17 protein-coding genes are annotated in these 17,922 nt (G+C 34.3%); 6 read left to right on the top strand and 11 right to left on the bottom strand.

The window, feature by feature from the left end; all coding sequences use genetic code 11:
- The first annotated feature begins 62 nt into the window (after window positions 1-62).
- From R2782_RS03765 to R2782_RS03745, 5 genes are read left to right on the top strand one after another with little or no spacing between them, the layout of a single operon-like run.
- Window positions 63-1,589, top strand: a complete 1,527-nt coding sequence (locus R2782_RS03765; RefSeq protein ID WP_371266738.1) for a GNAT family N-acetyltransferase — start codon at window positions 63-65, stop codon at window positions 1,587-1,589.
- Window position 1,590: 1 nt separating this feature from the next.
- Complete coding sequence (locus R2782_RS03760) at window positions 1,591-1,938, top strand: hypothetical protein (RefSeq protein WP_371266737.1); 348 nt, start codon at window positions 1,591-1,593, stop codon at window positions 1,936-1,938.
- An 18-nt stretch (window positions 1,939-1,956) separates the two neighbouring features.
- The gene (locus R2782_RS03755; protein ID WP_371266736.1) at window positions 1,957-4,341 is read left to right on the top strand and encodes a M28 family peptidase; all 2,385 of its coding nucleotides are present in this window, start codon (window positions 1,957-1,959) and stop codon (window positions 4,339-4,341) included.
- Window positions 4,328-5,128: an SDR family oxidoreductase gene (locus tag R2782_RS03750; protein ID WP_371266735.1), complete on the top strand. Its 801-nt coding sequence runs from the start codon at window positions 4,328-4,330 to the stop codon at window positions 5,126-5,128. The genes R2782_RS03755 and R2782_RS03750 overlap by 14 nt, the downstream gene beginning before the upstream one ends.
- 28 nt (window positions 5,129-5,156) lie before the next feature.
- Window positions 5,157-6,152: an NAD(P)H-dependent glycerol-3-phosphate dehydrogenase gene (locus tag R2782_RS03745; RefSeq protein WP_371266734.1), complete on the top strand. Its 996-nt coding sequence runs from the start codon at window positions 5,157-5,159 to the stop codon at window positions 6,150-6,152.
- 223 nt (window positions 6,153-6,375) lie between these two features.
- On the opposite strand, the gene R2782_RS03740 is transcribed toward R2782_RS03745, so the two are convergent.
- From R2782_RS03740 to R2782_RS03730, 3 genes are all read right to left on the bottom strand, one after another.
- A complete protein-coding gene (locus R2782_RS03740; protein WP_371266733.1) occupies window positions 6,376-6,783 on the bottom strand; it encodes a hypothetical protein in 408 nt (135 codons plus the stop codon).
- An 82-nt stretch (window positions 6,784-6,865) separates the two neighbouring features.
- Entirely contained in the window at window positions 6,866-7,885 is a 1,020-nt protein-coding gene (gene pheS, locus R2782_RS03735) for a phenylalanine--tRNA ligase subunit alpha (protein ID WP_371266732.1), read from the bottom strand.
- An 83-nt stretch (window positions 7,886-7,968) separates the two neighbouring features.
- Window positions 7,969-8,325, bottom strand: coding sequence for a hypothetical protein (locus R2782_RS03730; protein ID WP_371266947.1), 357 nt, complete (start codon window positions 8,323-8,325; stop codon window positions 7,969-7,971).
- Between the two features lie 128 nt (window positions 8,326-8,453).
- On the opposite strand from R2782_RS03730, the gene R2782_RS03725 reads away from it, so the two are divergent.
- Window positions 8,454-8,972 carry a CvpA family protein gene (locus R2782_RS03725; RefSeq protein WP_371266731.1) on the top strand — a complete coding sequence of 173 codons (519 nt, stop codon included), beginning with the start codon at window positions 8,454-8,456 and terminating at the stop codon, window positions 8,970-8,972.
- Here R2782_RS03725 and R2782_RS03720 read toward each other — a convergent pair.
- The 8 genes from R2782_RS03720 to R2782_RS03685 all read right to left on the bottom strand — a co-directional run bounded on the left by R2782_RS03720 (window position 8,956) and on the right by R2782_RS03685 (window position 17,920).
- The gene (locus tag R2782_RS03720; protein ID WP_371266730.1) at window positions 8,956-9,699 is read right to left on the bottom strand and encodes a tetratricopeptide repeat protein; all 744 of its coding nucleotides are present in this window, start codon (window positions 9,697-9,699) and stop codon (window positions 8,956-8,958) included. The genes R2782_RS03725 and R2782_RS03720 overlap by 17 nt on opposite strands.
- 10 nt (window positions 9,700-9,709) lie before the next feature.
- A complete protein-coding gene (locus tag R2782_RS03715; RefSeq protein ID WP_371266729.1) occupies window positions 9,710-11,470 on the bottom strand; it encodes a BatD family protein in 1,761 nt (586 codons plus the stop codon).
- A gap of 6 nt (window positions 11,471-11,476) precedes the next feature.
- Complete coding sequence (locus R2782_RS03710) at window positions 11,477-12,256, bottom strand: tetratricopeptide repeat protein (protein WP_371266728.1); 780 nt, start codon at window positions 12,254-12,256, stop codon at window positions 11,477-11,479.
- Window positions 12,253-13,296, bottom strand: a complete 1,044-nt coding sequence (locus R2782_RS03705) for a VWA domain-containing protein (RefSeq protein WP_371266727.1) — start codon at window positions 13,294-13,296, stop codon at window positions 12,253-12,255. Before R2782_RS03705 ends, R2782_RS03710 begins: the two co-directional genes overlap by 4 nt.
- A gap of 1 nt (window position 13,297) precedes the next feature.
- Complete coding sequence (locus R2782_RS03700; RefSeq protein WP_371266946.1) at window positions 13,298-14,299, bottom strand: VWA domain-containing protein; 1,002 nt, start codon at window positions 14,297-14,299, stop codon at window positions 13,298-13,300.
- Window positions 14,299-15,915 carry a hypothetical protein gene (locus tag R2782_RS03695; RefSeq protein ID WP_371266726.1) on the bottom strand — a complete coding sequence of 539 codons (1,617 nt, stop codon included), beginning with the start codon at window positions 15,913-15,915 and terminating at the stop codon, window positions 14,299-14,301. Before R2782_RS03695 ends, R2782_RS03700 begins: the two co-directional genes overlap by 1 nt.
- Before the next feature lie 48 nt (window positions 15,916-15,963).
- Window positions 15,964-16,830 carry a DUF58 domain-containing protein gene (locus R2782_RS03690; protein WP_371266725.1) on the bottom strand — a complete coding sequence of 289 codons (867 nt, stop codon included), beginning with the start codon at window positions 16,828-16,830 and terminating at the stop codon, window positions 15,964-15,966.
- 85 nt (window positions 16,831-16,915) lie between these two features.
- Window positions 16,916-17,920: an AAA family ATPase gene (locus tag R2782_RS03685; RefSeq protein ID WP_371266724.1), complete on the bottom strand. Its 1,005-nt coding sequence runs from the start codon at window positions 17,918-17,920 to the stop codon at window positions 16,916-16,918.
- Between the last annotated feature and the right edge of the window lie 2 nt (window positions 17,921-17,922).

Here is a 17,922-nt window from a genome sequence, read left to right as displayed (position 1 = left end):
AATATTTGTAAACGTTTGTAAACGGAAAATATTTTTTGTATCTTGCAGAAAAACAAAACTATATGCAGGAAACGATTAAAAAAATTGAATTACGAAATTTACAGATTGAAGATTACAAAGAATTAAAAAACTCGATGATGGAAGCCTATAGCGAGTTGGAAAACTCCTATTGGAAGGAACATCACATCGAAAAATTACTTTCCATTTTCCCCGAAGGACAATTAGTTGTTTTAGTAGATGGAAAGGTAGTTGGTTCCGCACTTTCATTGATTATTGATTATAGAAAAGTGATTGCTAATCACACTTATGCTCAAATTACCGGAAATTATTCTTTTGACACACACAATCCTTCGGGTGAAGTATTATATGGAATTGACGTGTTTATTCATCCAAAATTTAGAGGTTTGCGTTTAGGAAGACGTTTGTATGATGCCCGAAAAGAATTATGCGAACAATTGAACCTTAAATCCATCATTTTCGCCGGAAGAATTCCCAATTATATCGATTATAAAGAAGAACTTTCACCCAAACAATACATCGAAAAAGTAAAACAAAAAGAACTGTATGATCCGGTTCTATCATTTCAAATCAGCAACGATTTTCACGTAAAAAAAATCATGAAAAACTATTTGGTTGGCGATACAAGTTCAAACGAATATGCGGTTTTGATGGAATGGAACAACATCTATTACGATGAAAACCCGAATTTAATCAACCTTAAAAAAAGTGTAATTCGTTTAGGATTGATTCAATGGCAAATGCGTCCGCTAAACAACTTGGAACAACTTTTTGAACAAGCCGAATTTTTTATTGATGTGGTTTCCGGTTACGGTAGTGATTTTGCACTTTTCCCCGAACTTTTCACGGCACCATTAATGGCTGATTACAACCATCTTTCAGAAGCTGATGCCATTCGTGAATTGGCAAAACATTCGGAGCCTATTCGAAAAAGATTTCAAGAATATGCTATTTCCTATAACATAAACATCATTACAGGAAGTATGCCTTATCTAGAAAATGGTGTTTTGTATAACGTCGGGTTTTTGTGTAAACGAGATGGAAGCAGCGAAATGTATACTAAAATTCACATCACACCCAACGAATCGTTGCATTGGGGAATGAAAGGCGGTTCGCAAATTAAAACGTTTGATACCGATTGTGGAAAAATTGGGATTATGATTTGCTATGATGTGGAATTTCCGGAATTATCACGTTTAATGGCCGATGAAGGAATGAATATTCTTTTCGTTCCGTTTTTAACGGATACTCAGAATGGTTATACCCGTGTGAAACATTGTGCACAGTCCAGAGCCATTGAAAACGAATGTTATGTGGCCATTGCCGGTTGTGTTGGAAACTTACCAAAAGTAAATAACATGGATATTCAGTATGCTCAATCGGCGGTTTTTACGCCTTCTGATTTTGCTTTCCCAAGTAATGGAATAAAGGCCGAAGCCACGCCAAACACAGAAATGACCTTAATTGTTGATGTTGATTTGGATTTACTGAAACAATTGCACGAATTTGGAACGGTTCGAATTTTAAAAGATAGACGACATGATTTATATAATATCAAAAAGTTAAAATAACATGAAAAACTGTTTAGAATGTGGTGAAAAAATTATGGGCCGCGAAGATAAAAAGTTTTGCAGCGACGGTTGTAGAAATGCCTACAACAACAAAATGAACAAAGACAGCAACAATTTGATGCGAAACATTAACAACAAGTTACGAAAAAATTATCGTATTTTATGTGAGTTAAATGTGGAAGGAAAAAGTAAAACCACCAAATCAAAATTACTCAGCAAAGGTTTTGATTTTGAATTTTTCACTTCCGCTTTACACACCAAAACAGGAAACACTTATCATTTTTTGTATGATCAGGGCTATCTGGCATTAGAAAACGACTATTTCATGTTAGTCAAAAGAGACCACTAACCACAATCACTTTCAATCATGAAAAAAAATTACGCATCGTTTCTCATTTCCATTTTGTTGATCGGAATTATTTGGTTCATTTTTTACCGAATGATGCCCTCTGATTATTCAAAAGGAAATCTGCCGCTTTCAGAATTCTCAACTGAAAGAGCTTTAAAACATGTGAAAGAAATTTCAAAAGAACCGCATTATGTGGGTTCACCCTACCATCAAAATGTTATGAATTATTTAGAAGGGGAATTGAAAAAGTTAGGTCTTTCTCCACAAATTCAAAAAAGTACCATTCTAAGTAAATGGAATAATTTAGTGGAAACACAAAATATTATAGCCAAAGTTAAAGGTTTCGATTCTTCAAAATCACTTTTGTTACTCACTCACTTTGACAGTGCTCCTCATACCAAATCATATGGTGCGAGTGATGATGCAAATGGTTTGGGCGTTATTTTAGAAGGTATCAGAACCTTTTTGCATTCAAACAAAACACCAAAAAACGACATAATTATTGTTTTTTCAGATGCAGAAGAATTGGGTTTAAACGGTGCGTATGCCTTTGCTTCCGAACATCCTTGGGCAAAAGAAGTGGGTTTAGTCATCAATTTTGAAGCTCGTGGAACAGCAGGGCCATCCATGATGTTGGCAGAAACTAATGGCGGAAATGCCAATTTAATTAAAACATTTAGTGAAGCCAATCCAAAATATCCGGTTTCTAATTCCTTGATGTACAGCATTTACAAAATGTTGCCTAACGACACCGATTTAACCGCTTTTCGAGAAAAAGCCGATATCCCCGGTTTTAACTTTGCGTTTATTGATGACCATTTTGATTATCATACGGTTCAAGATAATTTTGAAAACATTACACCCGAATCCATTGAACATCAAGCAACTTATTTAATGCCATTGCTGAATTATTATTCAAATGCTGATTTGAGTAATCTTAAAACAGATGAAGAACACGTTTATTTCAGTTCTCCAATTGGTTTTTTTCATTATCCTTTTTCATGGAATTTTCCGCTATTAATTGTGGCTTTTGTATTTTTTATAGGCATTGTAACCATTGGTTTAGGGAAACATTTATTAGATTTTAAAGAAATTATCCGAGGATTTGTTCCTTTATTTTTATCCCTCATTATTGTAGAATTGGTTACTTTTTTTGGTTGGGAAATGATTCAGTCGCTTTATCCACAATACCAAGATATGTTGCATGGATTCACCTATAACGGACATAGTTATATTGCTGCATTTGTATTGCTTTCGTTGGCTATTTGCTTTTGGATATATGCCAAATTTACCAAAATAAAATTGGTGCCAAGTCATTTTGTAGCTCCGGTATTTTTGTGGTTTATTCTCAATTTTTTAATTTGTTTCTATTTACAAGGAGCCGCTTTTTTTGTATTCCCAGCCTATTTTGCTGTTTTTACACTTGCTTTTTTTGTTTTTAAAGAAAAATCAAATCCATTTATCAATGTTGCTTTTAGTATTCCGGCTTTGATGATTTTAGTTCCATTCATTCAATTGTTCCCAATTGGTTTAGGGTTAAAAATGCTTGCCGGAAGTGCCGTTTTAGTTGTGCTGACCTTTACGCTTTTGCTTCCTGTTTTTGGTAGTTTTTCGATGAAAGCCGGTTGGGGAACTTTTATGTTTATCATTTCCATTGGTTTTTTTATTAAAGCTCATGTTGACAGTGATTTTGAAAAAGGAAAAGGTAAACCCAACAGCTTACTTTATGTTTACGATGCTGATAAAGACAAATCCAATTGGGCAACCTATAACAAAGTTTTAGACAATTGGACCAAAAATTATGTAGGCGAAAAACCAAATTTAGACAACAGTTTAAACCAACACGGATTGACTAGTAAATACAATTCCGGTTATAGTTATTCTGCTGAAGCTCCAAAGAAAAACATACCCACACCAACATTTACTTTTATAAGAGATACAGTGGTGGGCAATCAACGAGCACTTACAATAAGAATTGATGCTAATAGAAACGTTAACCGCATGGATATTTTTGCTCCGGAAAAATTAAAAATCCACCATTTGAAAGCAAATGGTATGCAAAATATCAATCAAGAAGGAAGCTTATTTAAACGAAAAAAATCCAACCTTTTGAATTATTATCCGATTAATAACAAACCATTACTATTGAGTTTTCAAATTCACAAAGAAGACAAGTTAGAATTAGACATTATGGTTTCTTCATTTGATTTATTGGAAAATCCGCAGTTTAGCATTCCTAAACGACCGAGTGCTTTTATACCCATGCCTTTTGTGTTAAATGATGCAATTGTCGTGAAGAAGAAACTTTATAAAGCGAAACCAAACAAGGTAGAAATCAAAGAAAGTATGGCCACTGAAACAGATTCTTTAATCACTCAAAAAGACAGTCTTGAAACAAATTAGCATTTTAGGTTGTGGCTGGCTGGGAATGCCTTTGGCGAAACATTTGCTTCAAAATGGCTATTCGATAAAAGGATCAACCACAACCGAAACAAAATTAGAATTACTTCAAAATGAAGGCATTTTACCTTTTTTAATTTCGCTTCAAGCGAATGATATTTCACAAGAAATTGTCGATTTTTTAGAAAATTCAGAGATTTTAATCATCAACATTCCACCCGGATTAAGAGGAAGTTCCAGTGAAAGTTTTGTGGCGAAAATGGAGAATTTTATTCCGTTTATCGAAAAATCGTCGGTTAAAAAAGTGATTTTTGTGAGTTCTACTTCGGTTTATGCTGATGAAAATCAAATTGTAACCGAAGAAACTGTTCCAAATCCGGAAACGGAAAGCGGAAAACAATTACTTACAGTTGAAAATTTACTTTTACAAAACACCAATTTTCAAACTACAATTCTCCGTTTTGGTGGATTAATTGGCGAAGACCGTCATCCGATTACATTTCTAGCAGGAAAAAATAATCTAGAAAATCCGGAAGCTCCCATCAACTTAATTCATCAAATCGACTGTATTGAAATCATTCACAAAATTATTGAAAAAGAGGTATGGAATACTGTTTTTAATGCGGTCACTCCTTTTCATCTCAGTCGAAAAAAATATTACACAGAAAAAGCGTTGGAATTGAATTTAGTTCCGCCTCAATTTATTGAAAATCAGTTTTCAGTTGGCAAAACGGTTTCTTCAAATAAATTGATTACAATTTTGAACTATGAATTTAAAAAATTAGGTTAAATTTACCTTTGCAAACTAAACAAACAAAATGAACAATTCTCCAAAATTTGCAGTAATTGGTGGCGGAAGTTGGGCTACAGCCATAGCAAAAATGCTCTGTGTTAATCAACCGCAAATTTGTTGGTACATGCGAAATCAAAATGCAATTGACCACATCAGAACCGAAAAGCACAACCCCAATTACCTTAGCTCCGTTGAATTTGATACTAAAAAATTGCACTTAACTACAGATATAAACGAAGCTGTTAACTTTGCCGATATTCTTGTTTTCGCTATCCCCTCGGCTTTTTTGAGTGCTGAATTAGCCAAATTAAAAACTTCATTAAATGATAAAATCATTTTTTCTGCCATTAAAGGAATTGTTCCCGAAACGTTTTTGATTGTTGGCGAACATTTTCATAAACAATATGACATTCCGTATGAAAACATTGGTGTAATTACCGGTCCGTGTCATGCAGAAGAGGTGGCGTTAGAACGTCTATCGTATTTAACAATAGCGTGTGCCGATGCGTCAAAAGCCAAAATTGTAGCCAAGAATTTGAACAGCAATTACATCAAAACCAAAATATCCGATGACATTATCGGTACCGAATATGCGGCAATGCTAAAAAACATTTATGCCATTGCTGCCGGAATGGCTCACGGTTTAGGTTATGGGGATAATTTTCAAGCGTTGTTGATGAGTAATGCGATTAGAGAAATGAAGAAATTCATCCGAAAAGTACATAAAATGAAACGCAATATCAATAATTCAGCTTATTTGGGTGATTTATTGGTAACCGGTTATTCTGTTTTTTCACGCAACCGAATGTTTGGAAACATGATTGGAAAAGGTTATACCGTGAAAAGTGCTATGATGGAAATGAGTATGGTTGCCGAAGGCTATTATGCCGTGAAAAGTGCATATAAACTCAACCAAGAATACAAAGCCAAAACCCCAATTATTGATGCGGTTTATCAAATTCTATACGAAAGTAAAGACCCGAAAAGCGTGTTTAAAAAATTGACGGATAAGTTAGATTAGATGAATTCACGTTGGAAATATCAAATAAAAACAGGAATTATATGGGGTTCTGTCATGTGTGTTATTATGACGTTATTTGATTTAAAAGAAAATTCATTTTATGACCAAATTTCAAGTTTTAAGTATTACTTAAGGTATTTGGGATATATTCTAATTGGAACTTTTTTTATAGGATATTTCAGTTGGAAAGAAAAAGTGAAACTTCAGAAAAAAGAATAAGCAGTTACCTTACTACCACCCCATTCTTAAACAAAACAGGCACTTCTTCCGTTGCTCGTTCGTTGATGGTATTGGTTCTAAAGGTAAATTTTTTATCGTATAAAGTGTTTCCAATGAAATAGGTTACCATAAATTCGTTGTTCAGAGCCAAAACACTGGCTTCAATCATTTCAATTTTGACAGCAGAAACAGAAGGTATTTCCACAAAAGCATGTCGCAAAAGTGATGTTTTTTTCATTTCTCCATTAACGGTTCCAAATGCTTTTGAAACGACCATCACGCTGTCTAATTTGTAGTCACTGTCATTAATTAGATAGACATTCCAAACGTTGTCCATAAAGTCGTCGTTCCATTCTTGGATGGCGGCTAAAAAGACGTTTTCTACTTTGGGGATGATAATGTCGGATTTCATGGGATTAACGATTGAAGAATAACGATTTTTGATTGTGGAATTAAATCTGCAATCAAAAATCGTTAATCATAATTCTAAATTCTTATATACTCGTTTTAAATTGCTCTAAAAAGCGAACATCATTTTCATAAAACATACGAATATCGCCAATTTGGTATAAAAGCATCGCAATACGTTCAATACCCATTCCAAAAGCAAAACCATTGTATTCATCCGGATTGATGCCACAGTTTTTCAACACATTTGGGTCAACCATTCCGCAACCCATGATTTCTAACCATCCGGTTCCTTTGGTGATGCGGTAATCGGTTTCGGTTTTTAAACCCCAATAAATATCTACCTCAGCACTTGGCTCAGTAAAAGGGAAATAAGAAGGTCTTAAACGAATTTTTGACTTGCCGAACATTTCTTTAGTGAAATATAAAAGTGTTTGCTTCAAGTCGGCAAACGAAACATCTTTGTCTATATATAAACCTTCCACTTGATGGAAAATACAATGAGAACGTGAGGAAACAGCTTCATTACGGAAAACTCGTCCCGGAGAAATCGTTCTTATTGGCGGTTTGTTGTTTTCCATATATCGGACCTGCACGGATGATGTATGTGTTCGCAACAAAACATCGGGATTGGTTTGAATAAAAAACGTGTCCTGCATATCTCTTGCCGGATGGTATTCCGGAAGGTTTAAAGCCGTAAAATTATGCCAATCGTCTTCAATTTCCGGCCCTTCGGAAACGTTGAAACCTATCGTTGAAAAAATATCGATAATTTGATTTTTCACCAGCGAAATAGGATGACGTGACCCAATTGGGAAAGGCTCACCCGGACGAGTTAAATCGCCAAAAATACCCACCGATTCTTCTTTGCTCTCCAACATTTCCTGAATGGATTTTACTTTTTCTTCTGCGGTGTTTTTCAAGGTATTAATCACTTGACCGAACTCTTTTTTCTGTTCGTTGGGAACATTTTTAAATTCGGCAAATAAGTCTTTCAACAGCCCTTTGCTTCCTAAAAATTTTATTCTAAATTGTTCAAGCGAATCTTTATTATCTGTTTGAAACGCTTGTGCTTCGGCGATATATTCTTTGATTTTGTCTATCATCTTTCGTGCATTGAAAGGTGCAAATTTAGGAAAAAGTTGGGAGTTGGAAGTTGGAAGTTGGGAGTTTTTATAAAAACTGACAACTATTTAATCAGTTCCCTTTCCAAAAAATAATGCACAATCGCTTCTTTCATCAAAACGGATTGTTCACCTGCTTTTAATGGCGGTAGTTCTTCTTTTACTTTGTAATGCGGCCAACCGTCGTTATCGTAAAAATCAAATTCATAGTAACCATAGGGCTCCAATAAACGACAGATAGCAATATGCATTAAATTAATTTTTTCGTCTTTCTTGAATGTTTGTTTGAACTTACCCAATTCTTGAACACCAATTAAGTAAATAATGGCATCGAGGTCAAGCTCTTCGCCATCGGCAAATTGATTGGAGAGAATAGTGACAACGTTTTCCCAACGTTCTTTTAATTGTAGATCTCTTGACATGATGGAAGATGGAAGTGGGAAGGTGGAAGAATAATTTCTACCATCAATCACCATTATTTTTTTGCAAAGATAAGAAGTTGCCACAGATTAAACGGAAATTAGTATTTTAGTAAACTTATTTTTTTAAAATGGATTTTGCTATTGGTGTTTTATTAATTATCGGATTGTATCAGGGCATCAAAAACGGTTTGTTTGTGGAAATTGCCTCTATCATTTCGTTTATTTTAGGTGTTTTTCTGGCAATTAAATTTTCTTATTTGGTGAAAGGTTTTTTAGACGATTTTGTCAGTTGGAATCCGCAAACGATTCAAATTACATCTTTCGTTTTAACCTTAATTTTAGTTGTAATTGCCGTTCATCTGTTAGCAAAGATTTTTACAAAAATTGCCGATTTTGCTTTTTTAGGTTGGGCAAATAAATTAGCGGGTGGAATCTTTAGTGTTTTAAAAACCACTTTGTTAATTGGAATTGTATTGAATTTAATTCAAAAAATAAATGTTGAAAATCAACTCATTTCTAAAGAAAAGCAAGACAAGTCTATTTTCTATCGTCCTATTTTAGAAACAACTTCCTTTATGATGCCAATGGTTACCAATTGGATTGACAATGTGAAAAAAACATATGAAGAAACTACTTCAACTCCTTAATGGCTTCGCTCAAAATCCAACCTTCGGTTTCATCGGTGAGTTGAATTTTTTTCCAATTATCAACGTTTTCTAAAACAAAGACTTTGGTCCCCTCGTGAAGAATAAAAGCGTCTGTTGCGTTTTCACGAGGTTCGTTTTTAACTGAAATAACATCGGCAAACACAATGGCCGGTTTTATGTTTTTGTATCGACTTTTTTCAAAAACAGCTGCTCCAACGGCCATTAATATAAAAATGGGAACAATAAACATTCCTATAAAAAAGATACGTTTTACTAAAGTTGTTTGTGAGAAATAATAGCCTATAAAAAACAACAAAAACAAAATGGCCAATCCAACCGAAATATACGCCCAAGAGTTATAGTGAAACAGCCCGGTGAAATTACTCACCATTTTTTCAAAACCCACTTTTTCTATTGTTTTTATGTCATCTATAGTGCTGTTTTTTGCGAATTTGAGGTTATTTTGAATGTCTTTGTCATTCGGACTAATCAAAAGTGCTTTTTCATAGTAATAAATTGCTGGTGCAATTTGATTCAATTTATAATAACTGTTGGCTAGGTTATAATACAAATCACATGACTCTTTTTTATCTTTTAAGATACTTTCGTAAGCATTTATCGCTTCTTGGTAATTGCCTTTTCGATAGTGTTCGTTTCCTTTATCAAAAACACTCTGAGCCCAAAATGTTTGGGAAATCAAGAGTAAAATATAGATGATATTCTTCATGGTTTTGATATTAAGAAATTTGTTTTTCTAATTCCGAAATTACCTCTGCTGCCTTTTCAAAATCGTGTTGCATTGCTACGTTTGAAAATGGTGCATAACGAGCTAACTCGCAATTCTCAGTGATTTGAATAAATTTTTCAATCGTTTCCGGTTGTGCTTTTTTATCGGCTAAAAATTCTTTGATTAAATCTTTGCTCATTTCTGAGGTTTCAATTTTTAATTTCGCTTTCAAAAAGTTGTGTAATGATTTTTCTAATGCCACGTAAAATGGTTCTTTATTACCAAGTTGTTTTTTAGCTTCGGATAAATATTTTTTAGCCAATTTATTGTTCATTTTCAATTTATTCCCAATCACATCACCATCAATTGCTTCTTTTTTCTTCTTAAATAAAATGATAAATGGAATCAACAGAAACGGAATTCCCAACAAAACATAATACATTGTTGAACCAAAGAAATCTTCTTTATTTGTTTGAGATAATTTGGTTTTTAAATGAATAAATTTGAACTGCTCTTGAGCATCCACTGCTTTTTTCATTACAGAAGCATTACCTTGATTTTCATTTCCTGCATTTGGCGATGCTGGTCCGTCCGCCACATTAATAGTAATTTCGTTAGAAGTGATGGTTTTATAACTGCTCGTTCCTAAATCAAAATAGGTAAATTGCAACGGTTTAATCGTATAATTTCCTTTGAATTGTGGAATAATGGTGTATTTATCGGAGATTTTACCGTTCATTCCGCTCAAAGGCGTATTCACATTTTCGGAATGAACCGGATCATACATTTCTAAAGCAGTTGGAACAACCGGTTTGGGCAAACTGAATAATTTTAAATTTCCTGAACCGGAAACACTCACTTCCAAATCCATGCTTTCGCCATTTTTTAAGGTGGTTTTAGATGGTGTTACTTTAAAATCAAATTTACCAACAGCACCAGAAAAATCAATTGGTTTTCCGTTTTCGGGAAGTGGTTTCACATTAATAATTTTGCTTCCGGCAGAAACCCGCTTGTGGTCTTTGGTTAACATTACCTGACCAAAAATATTGCGTCGATTAGTTGGTAATTCTACATCAATATCTAAAGAAAGCGGTTCAATTTCTAACTTCCCTGATTTTTGCGGATATAAAACCGTTTTGCGAAGTACTACATAACGAAAACGTTCACCGTTATACGTTCCTTCTTCGGCAACCAATTGTTTGATGTCGATGTTTTGACTCCAAAAATCATTGTATTTTGGCTTGTCTAGTTCTCGCCAATTAGAAATACCGATGTTATGACTGAAATATAATTTATAAACAACAGTAATAGGTTCATTTAGATACGGATTGGCTTTGCTGACTTCGGCCACTAAATGCAACGCATCATTTATGGAGATTGAATTGTCGTTTGGATCACGTGGTTGCTGTACCGCATCGGTAACTTTAATGCTTATTGGTGTAGTTTTATAAACTTGTCCATTGTGTTCAATTGATGCTTGTTTAATGGAAATAGTACCTTTTTGCGTGGGTAACAAAAAATAAGAATACGTTTTGTTAAACGAACTTTTTCCGTTAACCCATGATTGACTTACTTGCTGACTAGGACCTGCAATAACTCTAAAACCTTCAAAAGTTGGGGGATCAAAATTATCACCGTCCACATTCATCGTAAAATCAATACGCAAGCGTTCGTTGAGGCCCAAAGAAGTTTTGCTTGCCTTGGCTTCAAACTGAACTTGAGCAAAAATAGCTTGACAAGTGATTAATAGTAAGAATACTAATTTTTTCATTTTTAATTACCAGTCTTTTTCCGTTTGAACAGGTTTTGCTTTTACTTTTTGAAGATTTACTTTTTCCTGTATCTTCTTTTCTTCGTTATTAACGGCATCTAATAGATTTTGGATACTTTCTTTAGAAATTCCGGACGGTTGCGGTTTTGGTTGACCACCTTGTTTTTCATCTTTCTTTTGGTCACCTTCGTTTTTGTCTTCTTTGTTATCGCCTTTTCCTTGGTCTTTGTCGCCTTCTTTTTTATCGTCTTTTTTGTCTTTATCTCCGTCGCCTTTGTCTTGTTTTTGGTCGTCTTTTTGGTCGTCTTTCTTATCGTCTTTTTTATCTTGATTTTGATCTTCCGGATTGTTTTTTAAATATTCTTTCGCTAAAGCATAATTATAACGGGTTTGCTCATCGGAAGGATTATTTCGCAAAGCGTTTTTATAGGCTTCTACCGCTTTGCCATATTGTTTTTCTTTCATGTAAACATTACCCAAATTGTGCAACGCTTTATGTTTTTCATCTTTCGTAGTCGCTTTTTCATAGGCTTGTGAATAAGCATATTTGGATTCGCTAAATTGTTTTTGCCGATAAATCGAATTCCCTAAATTATAAGATGGTGTTGCACCGGATAATCCTTTTGAGTTGGAAATACGGTATTGTGCTTCGGCTTCAGCATATTTTTTTTCAGCAAAAGCTTCATTTGCTTTAGGCAAAATTTTATCCTTCTCTTTCTTCACCTCCACTTGAGCGAAAGTAAATAAAGAAAATAATAAACTAATTAAAAAAACGATTTGCTTCATGATTCCTTTTCATTAAATAAATTCAACTTAGTGATCCAACCTGTTTTTCTTTCTAACAGAAAAATATCGATAAACAAAAGTGCAAATGCTATACCTAAAAACCATTGAAATTGTGATTGAAAATCGGCTACTTGTGTCGTTTCAAATTCGGTTTTTTCAATATTATCCAAAGCGTTTTTTACATAATCCAAGACTTCTTTTGTGTTTCCGCCGTAAACATACCCTCCTTTAGTTCCTTTTCCTATTTGTTTCAGTATTTCTTGGTTCATTTTGGTTACCACAACCTCATCGTTTTGATCGCGTTTAAAATTTTCAACTACACCATTTCGTTTGATTGGAATGGGGCCTCCTTTTTCTGTTCCAACACCAATAGAGATTACTTTAGCTTTTATTTTGAGAGCTTCTTCAATGGCTCCCTCCACACCATCGGAATGATCTTCTCCGTCGGAAATTAGAATAATTAACTTGTTGGTAGCATTTCCTTTATCAAAATAATTAGCCGATAATTTTATGGCCTCTTCTAACGATGTTCCTTGCGACGAAACCATGTCGGTATTCATACTTTGTAAATACATTTTTGCTACCCCATAATCGGTTGTAATGGGAAGCACAGGAAAAGCACTTCCGGCATAGGCGACCATTCCAATGCGATCACTACCCAATTGATTAATGATTTGCGAAACAATTTGTTTTGTTTTATCTAATCGGTTGGGTGCCATATCTTCGGCTAACATACTTTTGGAAACGTCGATGGCAAAAACTACATCAATTCCTTCCCTTTTTACGGTTTCCATTTTACTGCCAATTTTGGGATTGGCCAAGCCGATGATTAAACTCGTTAAAGCCAAAAGTAAAAAGGTAATTTTCAAAACTGGCTTAAAAACAGACTTTTCAGGACTCAATTTTTTAACCAATTCCAAATCCCCAAATTCGCGTTGCTTTTTTCTTTTCCAATATAAATTAATTAAAAAAAGCATCACTATTATTGGGATAACAGCTAAAAAGTATAAATATATTTTTTCGTCTATCTGTGAATACATATTATATAAAACCTCTAAAAATGGTTTGTCTTAATAAAATTTCTATTAACAAAAGCAATCCGGCAACCCAAATCAGAGGGCGAAATTTTTCATCATAATTATAAAACTTTTGTTCTTCTATTTCAGTGGTTTCTAACTTATTAATTTCGTCATAAATTGCTTGTAATTTATTATTACTGGTTGCTCTAAAATATTTTCCGTCGGTTTTTTTGGCGATGCTTTTCATTAGTGCTTCATCAATTTCAACCGGCATCATTTGAAATAAAAATCCACCGTTTGGTGCATAGGCATAGGGAAATTCTGCCATTCCATTGGTTCCTATTCCAATCGTATACACTTTAATTCCGTATTCTCTGGCAATGTCTGCAGCTGTTTCCGGTTCGATAAATCCGGCATTATTTACCCCATCGGTTAACAAAATAACAATTTTGCTTTTTGCTTTGCTGTCTTTTAATCGGTTCACTGCTGTAGCCAATCCCATTCCGATACCTGTTCCGTCTTTTAGAACATTATCATACTTAATGTTTTTGATAGCTTCAACCACAATGGATTTATCGCTTGTTACCGGTGTTTTAGTATAACTCTCTGCGGCATAAACCACTATTCCAAAACGATCATTAGGTCTATCTTTGACAAATTTTGTTGCTACTTTTTTTAATGACTCTAACCGATTGGGTTTTAAATCTTTAGCCAACATACTACCTGAAACATCAGTCGCTATTACAATGTCAATTCCTCTTGTTGTCTTAGTTTTATTGCTGATATCAACTGTTCTTGGTCTTGCCAACGCTACAATAATGAAACTCAATGCCACGATTCGCATAGCAAAAAGAATTGGTTTCAATTTTGGAAGAATTGAGCTTCTTACCTTAAATCCTTTTAAAGAACTAACTTTTAAAGTAGGTGTTTGTTTGTTTCGCTTCCAAATATACCATGCTATTGCTACCGGTAAAAGAGTAAACAACCAAAAAAACTGTGGATGTAAAAAAGTAATATTTTCCATCATTGTTTTAATTTGGCAAGTTCAACAGAATTCATTATTCGCTCTGTAATTTGGTTAGCTAACTCATTGCCTTCTTCATGCATCACTACAATCTGTTGCAAACCTCCTTCTTGAGCAAAATAAACGGCTTCGTAATAGGCTTTTCTGCTTTTTTTGGTTAACTTATCCAAGATATTCATTGTCCCATATGCCCTTAACCCATTAATGCCTTCAGGAGTTGAAAACTCTTCCTGCTTAACTAAGATGTTTTGAGCCCCATTGGCTTCCATCATTTTTAGAGAACCTTCGAAAGCTTGGTTTAAATCTACGTTTACTTCTTGCTTAAAATTCGTTGTCATGATTGCAATATAATAGTCATCCATCATCGAACCATAACCAAACATTTGCATATTGGCCATTTCTCCTAATTCTTTGCCTATCATTTTCGACACATCCATCCGTTTAAGTACTTTTGGTGTTTCAATAACGATTGCAGGGTTCCCGTATTGGCTTGATACCCATTCTCCCTCCAATAATTCTTTCGTTGGGTGACCAATGATATTGTCCTTTAAAAAGTCAAAACCTTTAACAGCTACCAAAATCCCCAATAAAAGTAGAAAAACCCCAACAGAAGAGAGAATTATGATATTTCGTTGTCTTGCTTTTTTTCGTTTTAAAGTTTTTGCTTTATTCGCTTCATTAGTCTCTAATTCATCTTCGTCTTCAATTTCCTCCGGAATGGACTGATGAATTTTGAAAATTGTTTTTTCGATTTTAATTTTATCGTCTGCAATTTCAAATTCTAATGGCTTTGATTTGGCGAATTTTACTAAATCTGCTTGTTTCAAAACTTTTTCCAGATTTTTAATCGTTTCTTCCGAAAGTGAAAGTTTCTTTTTGACAATGGCAATTTTAAAAGCAGAAATTAATTCGTCTGTCGTGCTTTCCATTGCAGGAATTTCAATGGCTTCTTCAATATATGTTCGTGCAATATCGGTTAATTCGGAATAATATTCTTTGACTTCTCCACGTTCAATCAAACTCTTTTTTTCTAATGATTTCAAGTGTGCAGTAGCTTTTTCAATTGGAGTAGTATAAACAATTTCTTCCAAAACCGCCTTTTTATTTCTTTTGATAAAGTAATAAATAAGATAGCCCAATCCGGCAAGTCCAATCAAAATTATGACAATAATCCACCAATACGAATAATCATTCGGAACGGTAGATATATCTTTAATGTCATACATGTGTTGTTTTAAAGTATCCACTATAACCGGCAGAATTTCTACCAAAACACTATCGGTCACATAGGGTTTTGAATTAATAATAACTTGCAAAGAAGGAATGGTATAACTTCCGCTGTCAAATTGTGTTAAGCCATATTTTTTGATGAGTTGATACTTATCGTTTTCTTTGATAGTATCGGTGGGATAACTTTCTAATACTTCTAAACTACCAAATAATTTTCCCTCCGGAAAGGCAACTTTGGACAAAGTATCTACCGTTGTCTTAAGTGTTAAATTAATTTGTGCTCCAATTTTCACTTTGGTACTGTCAACCGAAGTAATTACTCTTTTTTGTTGAGCAAAAACAAAAGTTGATAAGAGTAGAAAGTATATGTATAATTTACTTTTCATTGTCTGTTTCACAGCGATTTACAATTTCTTTTAAAAATTGTCGTATGATTATCTCGATTTAAAATAGGTTAGCAATTTGGTTACGTAACTTTCATCAACTCTAGTATTTACTGTTCCTGAGCCACATTTAGAAAAAGTTTCTTTGAAAAAAGCCACTTTCTCTTGATAATATTTTTCATATTCCATCCGGATAGATTTTGAATTGGTGTTCACCAACATTGTTTCACCGGTTTCTGCATCCAACATATTGACCATTCCGATATTTGGCATTTTTTCTTCGCGAACATCAAACACCCTAATTCCGGTGATGTCGTGTTTTTTTCCGGCTATTTTTAAGGTGTGTTCGTAATTATCATCCGTAATAAAATCAGATATAAAAAATACGATGGCTTTTTTCTTCATTACACTCGAAAGGAATTTCAACGCATTAGAAATATTTGTTCGATTGCTTTTAGGCCTAAATTCTATCAACTCCCGAATGATTCGTAACACATGTGATTTTCCTTTTTTGGGTGGAATGTAAAGCTCAATTTCATCTGAAAACAAAATCAATCCTATTTTATCGTTGTTTTGCGTAGCCGAAAACGCCATGGTTGCAGCGATTTCAGTTACAATTTCGCTTTTTAATTGATTTTTTGTACCAAAACTTTCAGAACCGGAAATATCAACCATCAACATCATTGTGAGTTCACGCTCTTCTTCAAAAACTTTGATGTAGGGTTCATTATAGCGTGCAGTCACGTTCCAATCGATAGCACGAACATCATCGCCAAACTGGTACTGACGTACTTCTGAGAAAGTCATTCCCCTACCTTTGAAAGATGTATGGTATTCTCCCGAAAAGATATGATCGCTCAATCGTCGGGTTTTGATTTCTATTTTTCGTACTTTTTTGAGTAGCTCTTTTGTTTCCATTTTTTTCAGTTGTCGGTTGTCTGTTTTTTGTCATCGGTTAAGCAGATAAACTGCCGACTGATAACTGATAACTGCCAACTAAATTTTAAGGCACTTCTATTTCGTTTACAATCTTATTGATAATTTCAACAGATGTAATATTTTCTGCTTCTGCTTCATACGTAACACCAATACGGTGACGTAATACATCGTGCACTACGGCACGAACATCTTCCGGAATTACATAACCACGACGTTTGATGAACGCATAGCATTTTGCTGCAGTTGCCAAATTAATGCTTCCCCGTGGAGAAGAACCAAAACTGATTAACGGTTTTAAATTTTCTAATCTATATTTTTCCGGAAATCGAGTTGCAAAAATAATATCCAAAATATATTTTTCAATCTTCTCGTCCATATACACTTCTCGAACGGTATGCTGAGCTTTTAGAATTTGTTCAATTGAAATAACCGGATTTACTTTTTCATAACTACCTTTTAAATTTTGACGAATCACCAAACGTTCATCTTCCATTTTTGGGTATTCAATTACTGTTTTCAACATAAAACGGTCAACTTGAGCTTCCGGTAACGGATACGTTCCTTCTTGCTCTATTGGGTTCTGAGTAGCTAAAACCAAAAATGGTTTGTCTAATTTAAAAGTGGTATCGCCAATAGTTACTTGTTTTTCCTGCATCGCTTCAAGCAAAGCCGATTGTACTTTTGCCGGAGCACGGTTGATTTCATCAGCTAAAACAAAATTGGCAAAAATAGGCCCTTTTTTAATAGAAAATTCATTCTGTTTAATATTATAAATCATTGTTCCAACCACATCGGCGGGCAATAAATCCGGTGTAAATTGTACACGGCTAAAAGTTCCTTGAACGGCTTGTGACAACGTATTTATGGCCAAGGTTTTTGCTAAACCGGGAACTCCTTCCAATAAAATATGTCCTTGTCCCAAAAGGCCAATCAACAAACGTTCCACCATATGCTTCTGACCAACGATTACTTTGTTCATTTCATACGTAAGAAGGTCTATAAAAGCACTTTCTTTTTCTATTCTTTCATTAATCGCTCGAATATCAAGCGTAGTTGTATTTTCTTCCATAA

It is taken from the genome of Flavobacterium sp. (genome assembly GCF_041392085.1).
GTDB lineage: Bacteria > Bacteroidota > Bacteroidia > Flavobacteriales > Flavobacteriaceae > Flavobacterium.
This window is presented reverse-complemented; position numbering and strand designations above follow the sequence as displayed.

Coding starts and splice junctions, on each gene's coding strand:
- R2782_RS03685 (WP_371266724.1), bottom strand. CDS start 17,920: ATGGAAGAAAATACAACTACGCTTGATATTCGAGCGATTAATGAAAGA.
- R2782_RS03700 (WP_371266946.1), bottom strand. CDS start 14,299: ATGGAAAATATTACTTTTTTACATCCACAGTTTTTTTGGTTGTTTACT.
- R2782_RS03745 (WP_371266734.1), top strand. CDS start 5,157: ATGAACAATTCTCCAAAATTTGCAGTAATTGGTGGCGGAAGTTGGGCT.
- R2782_RS03730 (WP_371266947.1), bottom strand. CDS start 8,325: ATGTCAAGAGATCTACAATTAAAAGAACGTTGGGAAAACGTTGTCACT.
- pheS (WP_371266732.1), bottom strand. CDS start 7,885: ATGATAGACAAAATCAAAGAATATATCGCCGAAGCACAAGCGTTTCAA.
- R2782_RS03755 (WP_371266736.1), top strand. CDS start 1,957: ATGAAAAAAAATTACGCATCGTTTCTCATTTCCATTTTGTTGATCGGA.
- R2782_RS03715 (WP_371266729.1), bottom strand. CDS start 11,470: ATGAAAAAATTAGTATTCTTACTATTAATCACTTGTCAAGCTATTTTT.
- R2782_RS03765 (WP_371266738.1), top strand. CDS start 63: ATGCAGGAAACGATTAAAAAAATTGAATTACGAAATTTACAGATTGAA.
- R2782_RS03710 (WP_371266728.1), bottom strand. CDS start 12,256: ATGAAGCAAATCGTTTTTTTAATTAGTTTATTATTTTCTTTATTTACT.
- R2782_RS03740 (WP_371266733.1), bottom strand. CDS start 6,783: ATGAAATCCGACATTATCATCCCCAAAGTAGAAAACGTCTTTTTAGCC.
- R2782_RS03725 (WP_371266731.1), top strand. CDS start 8,454: ATGGATTTTGCTATTGGTGTTTTATTAATTATCGGATTGTATCAGGGC.
- R2782_RS03705 (WP_371266727.1), bottom strand. CDS start 13,296: ATGTATTCACAGATAGACGAAAAAATATATTTATACTTTTTAGCTGTT.
- R2782_RS03720 (WP_371266730.1), bottom strand. CDS start 9,699: ATGAAGAATATCATCTATATTTTACTCTTGATTTCCCAAACATTTTGG.
- R2782_RS03760 (WP_371266737.1), top strand. CDS start 1,591: ATGAAAAACTGTTTAGAATGTGGTGAAAAAATTATGGGCCGCGAAGAT.
- R2782_RS03690 (WP_371266725.1), bottom strand. CDS start 16,830: ATGGAAACAAAAGAGCTACTCAAAAAAGTACGAAAAATAGAAATCAAA.
- R2782_RS03695 (WP_371266726.1), bottom strand. CDS start 15,915: ATGAAAAGTAAATTATACATATACTTTCTACTCTTATCAACTTTTGTT.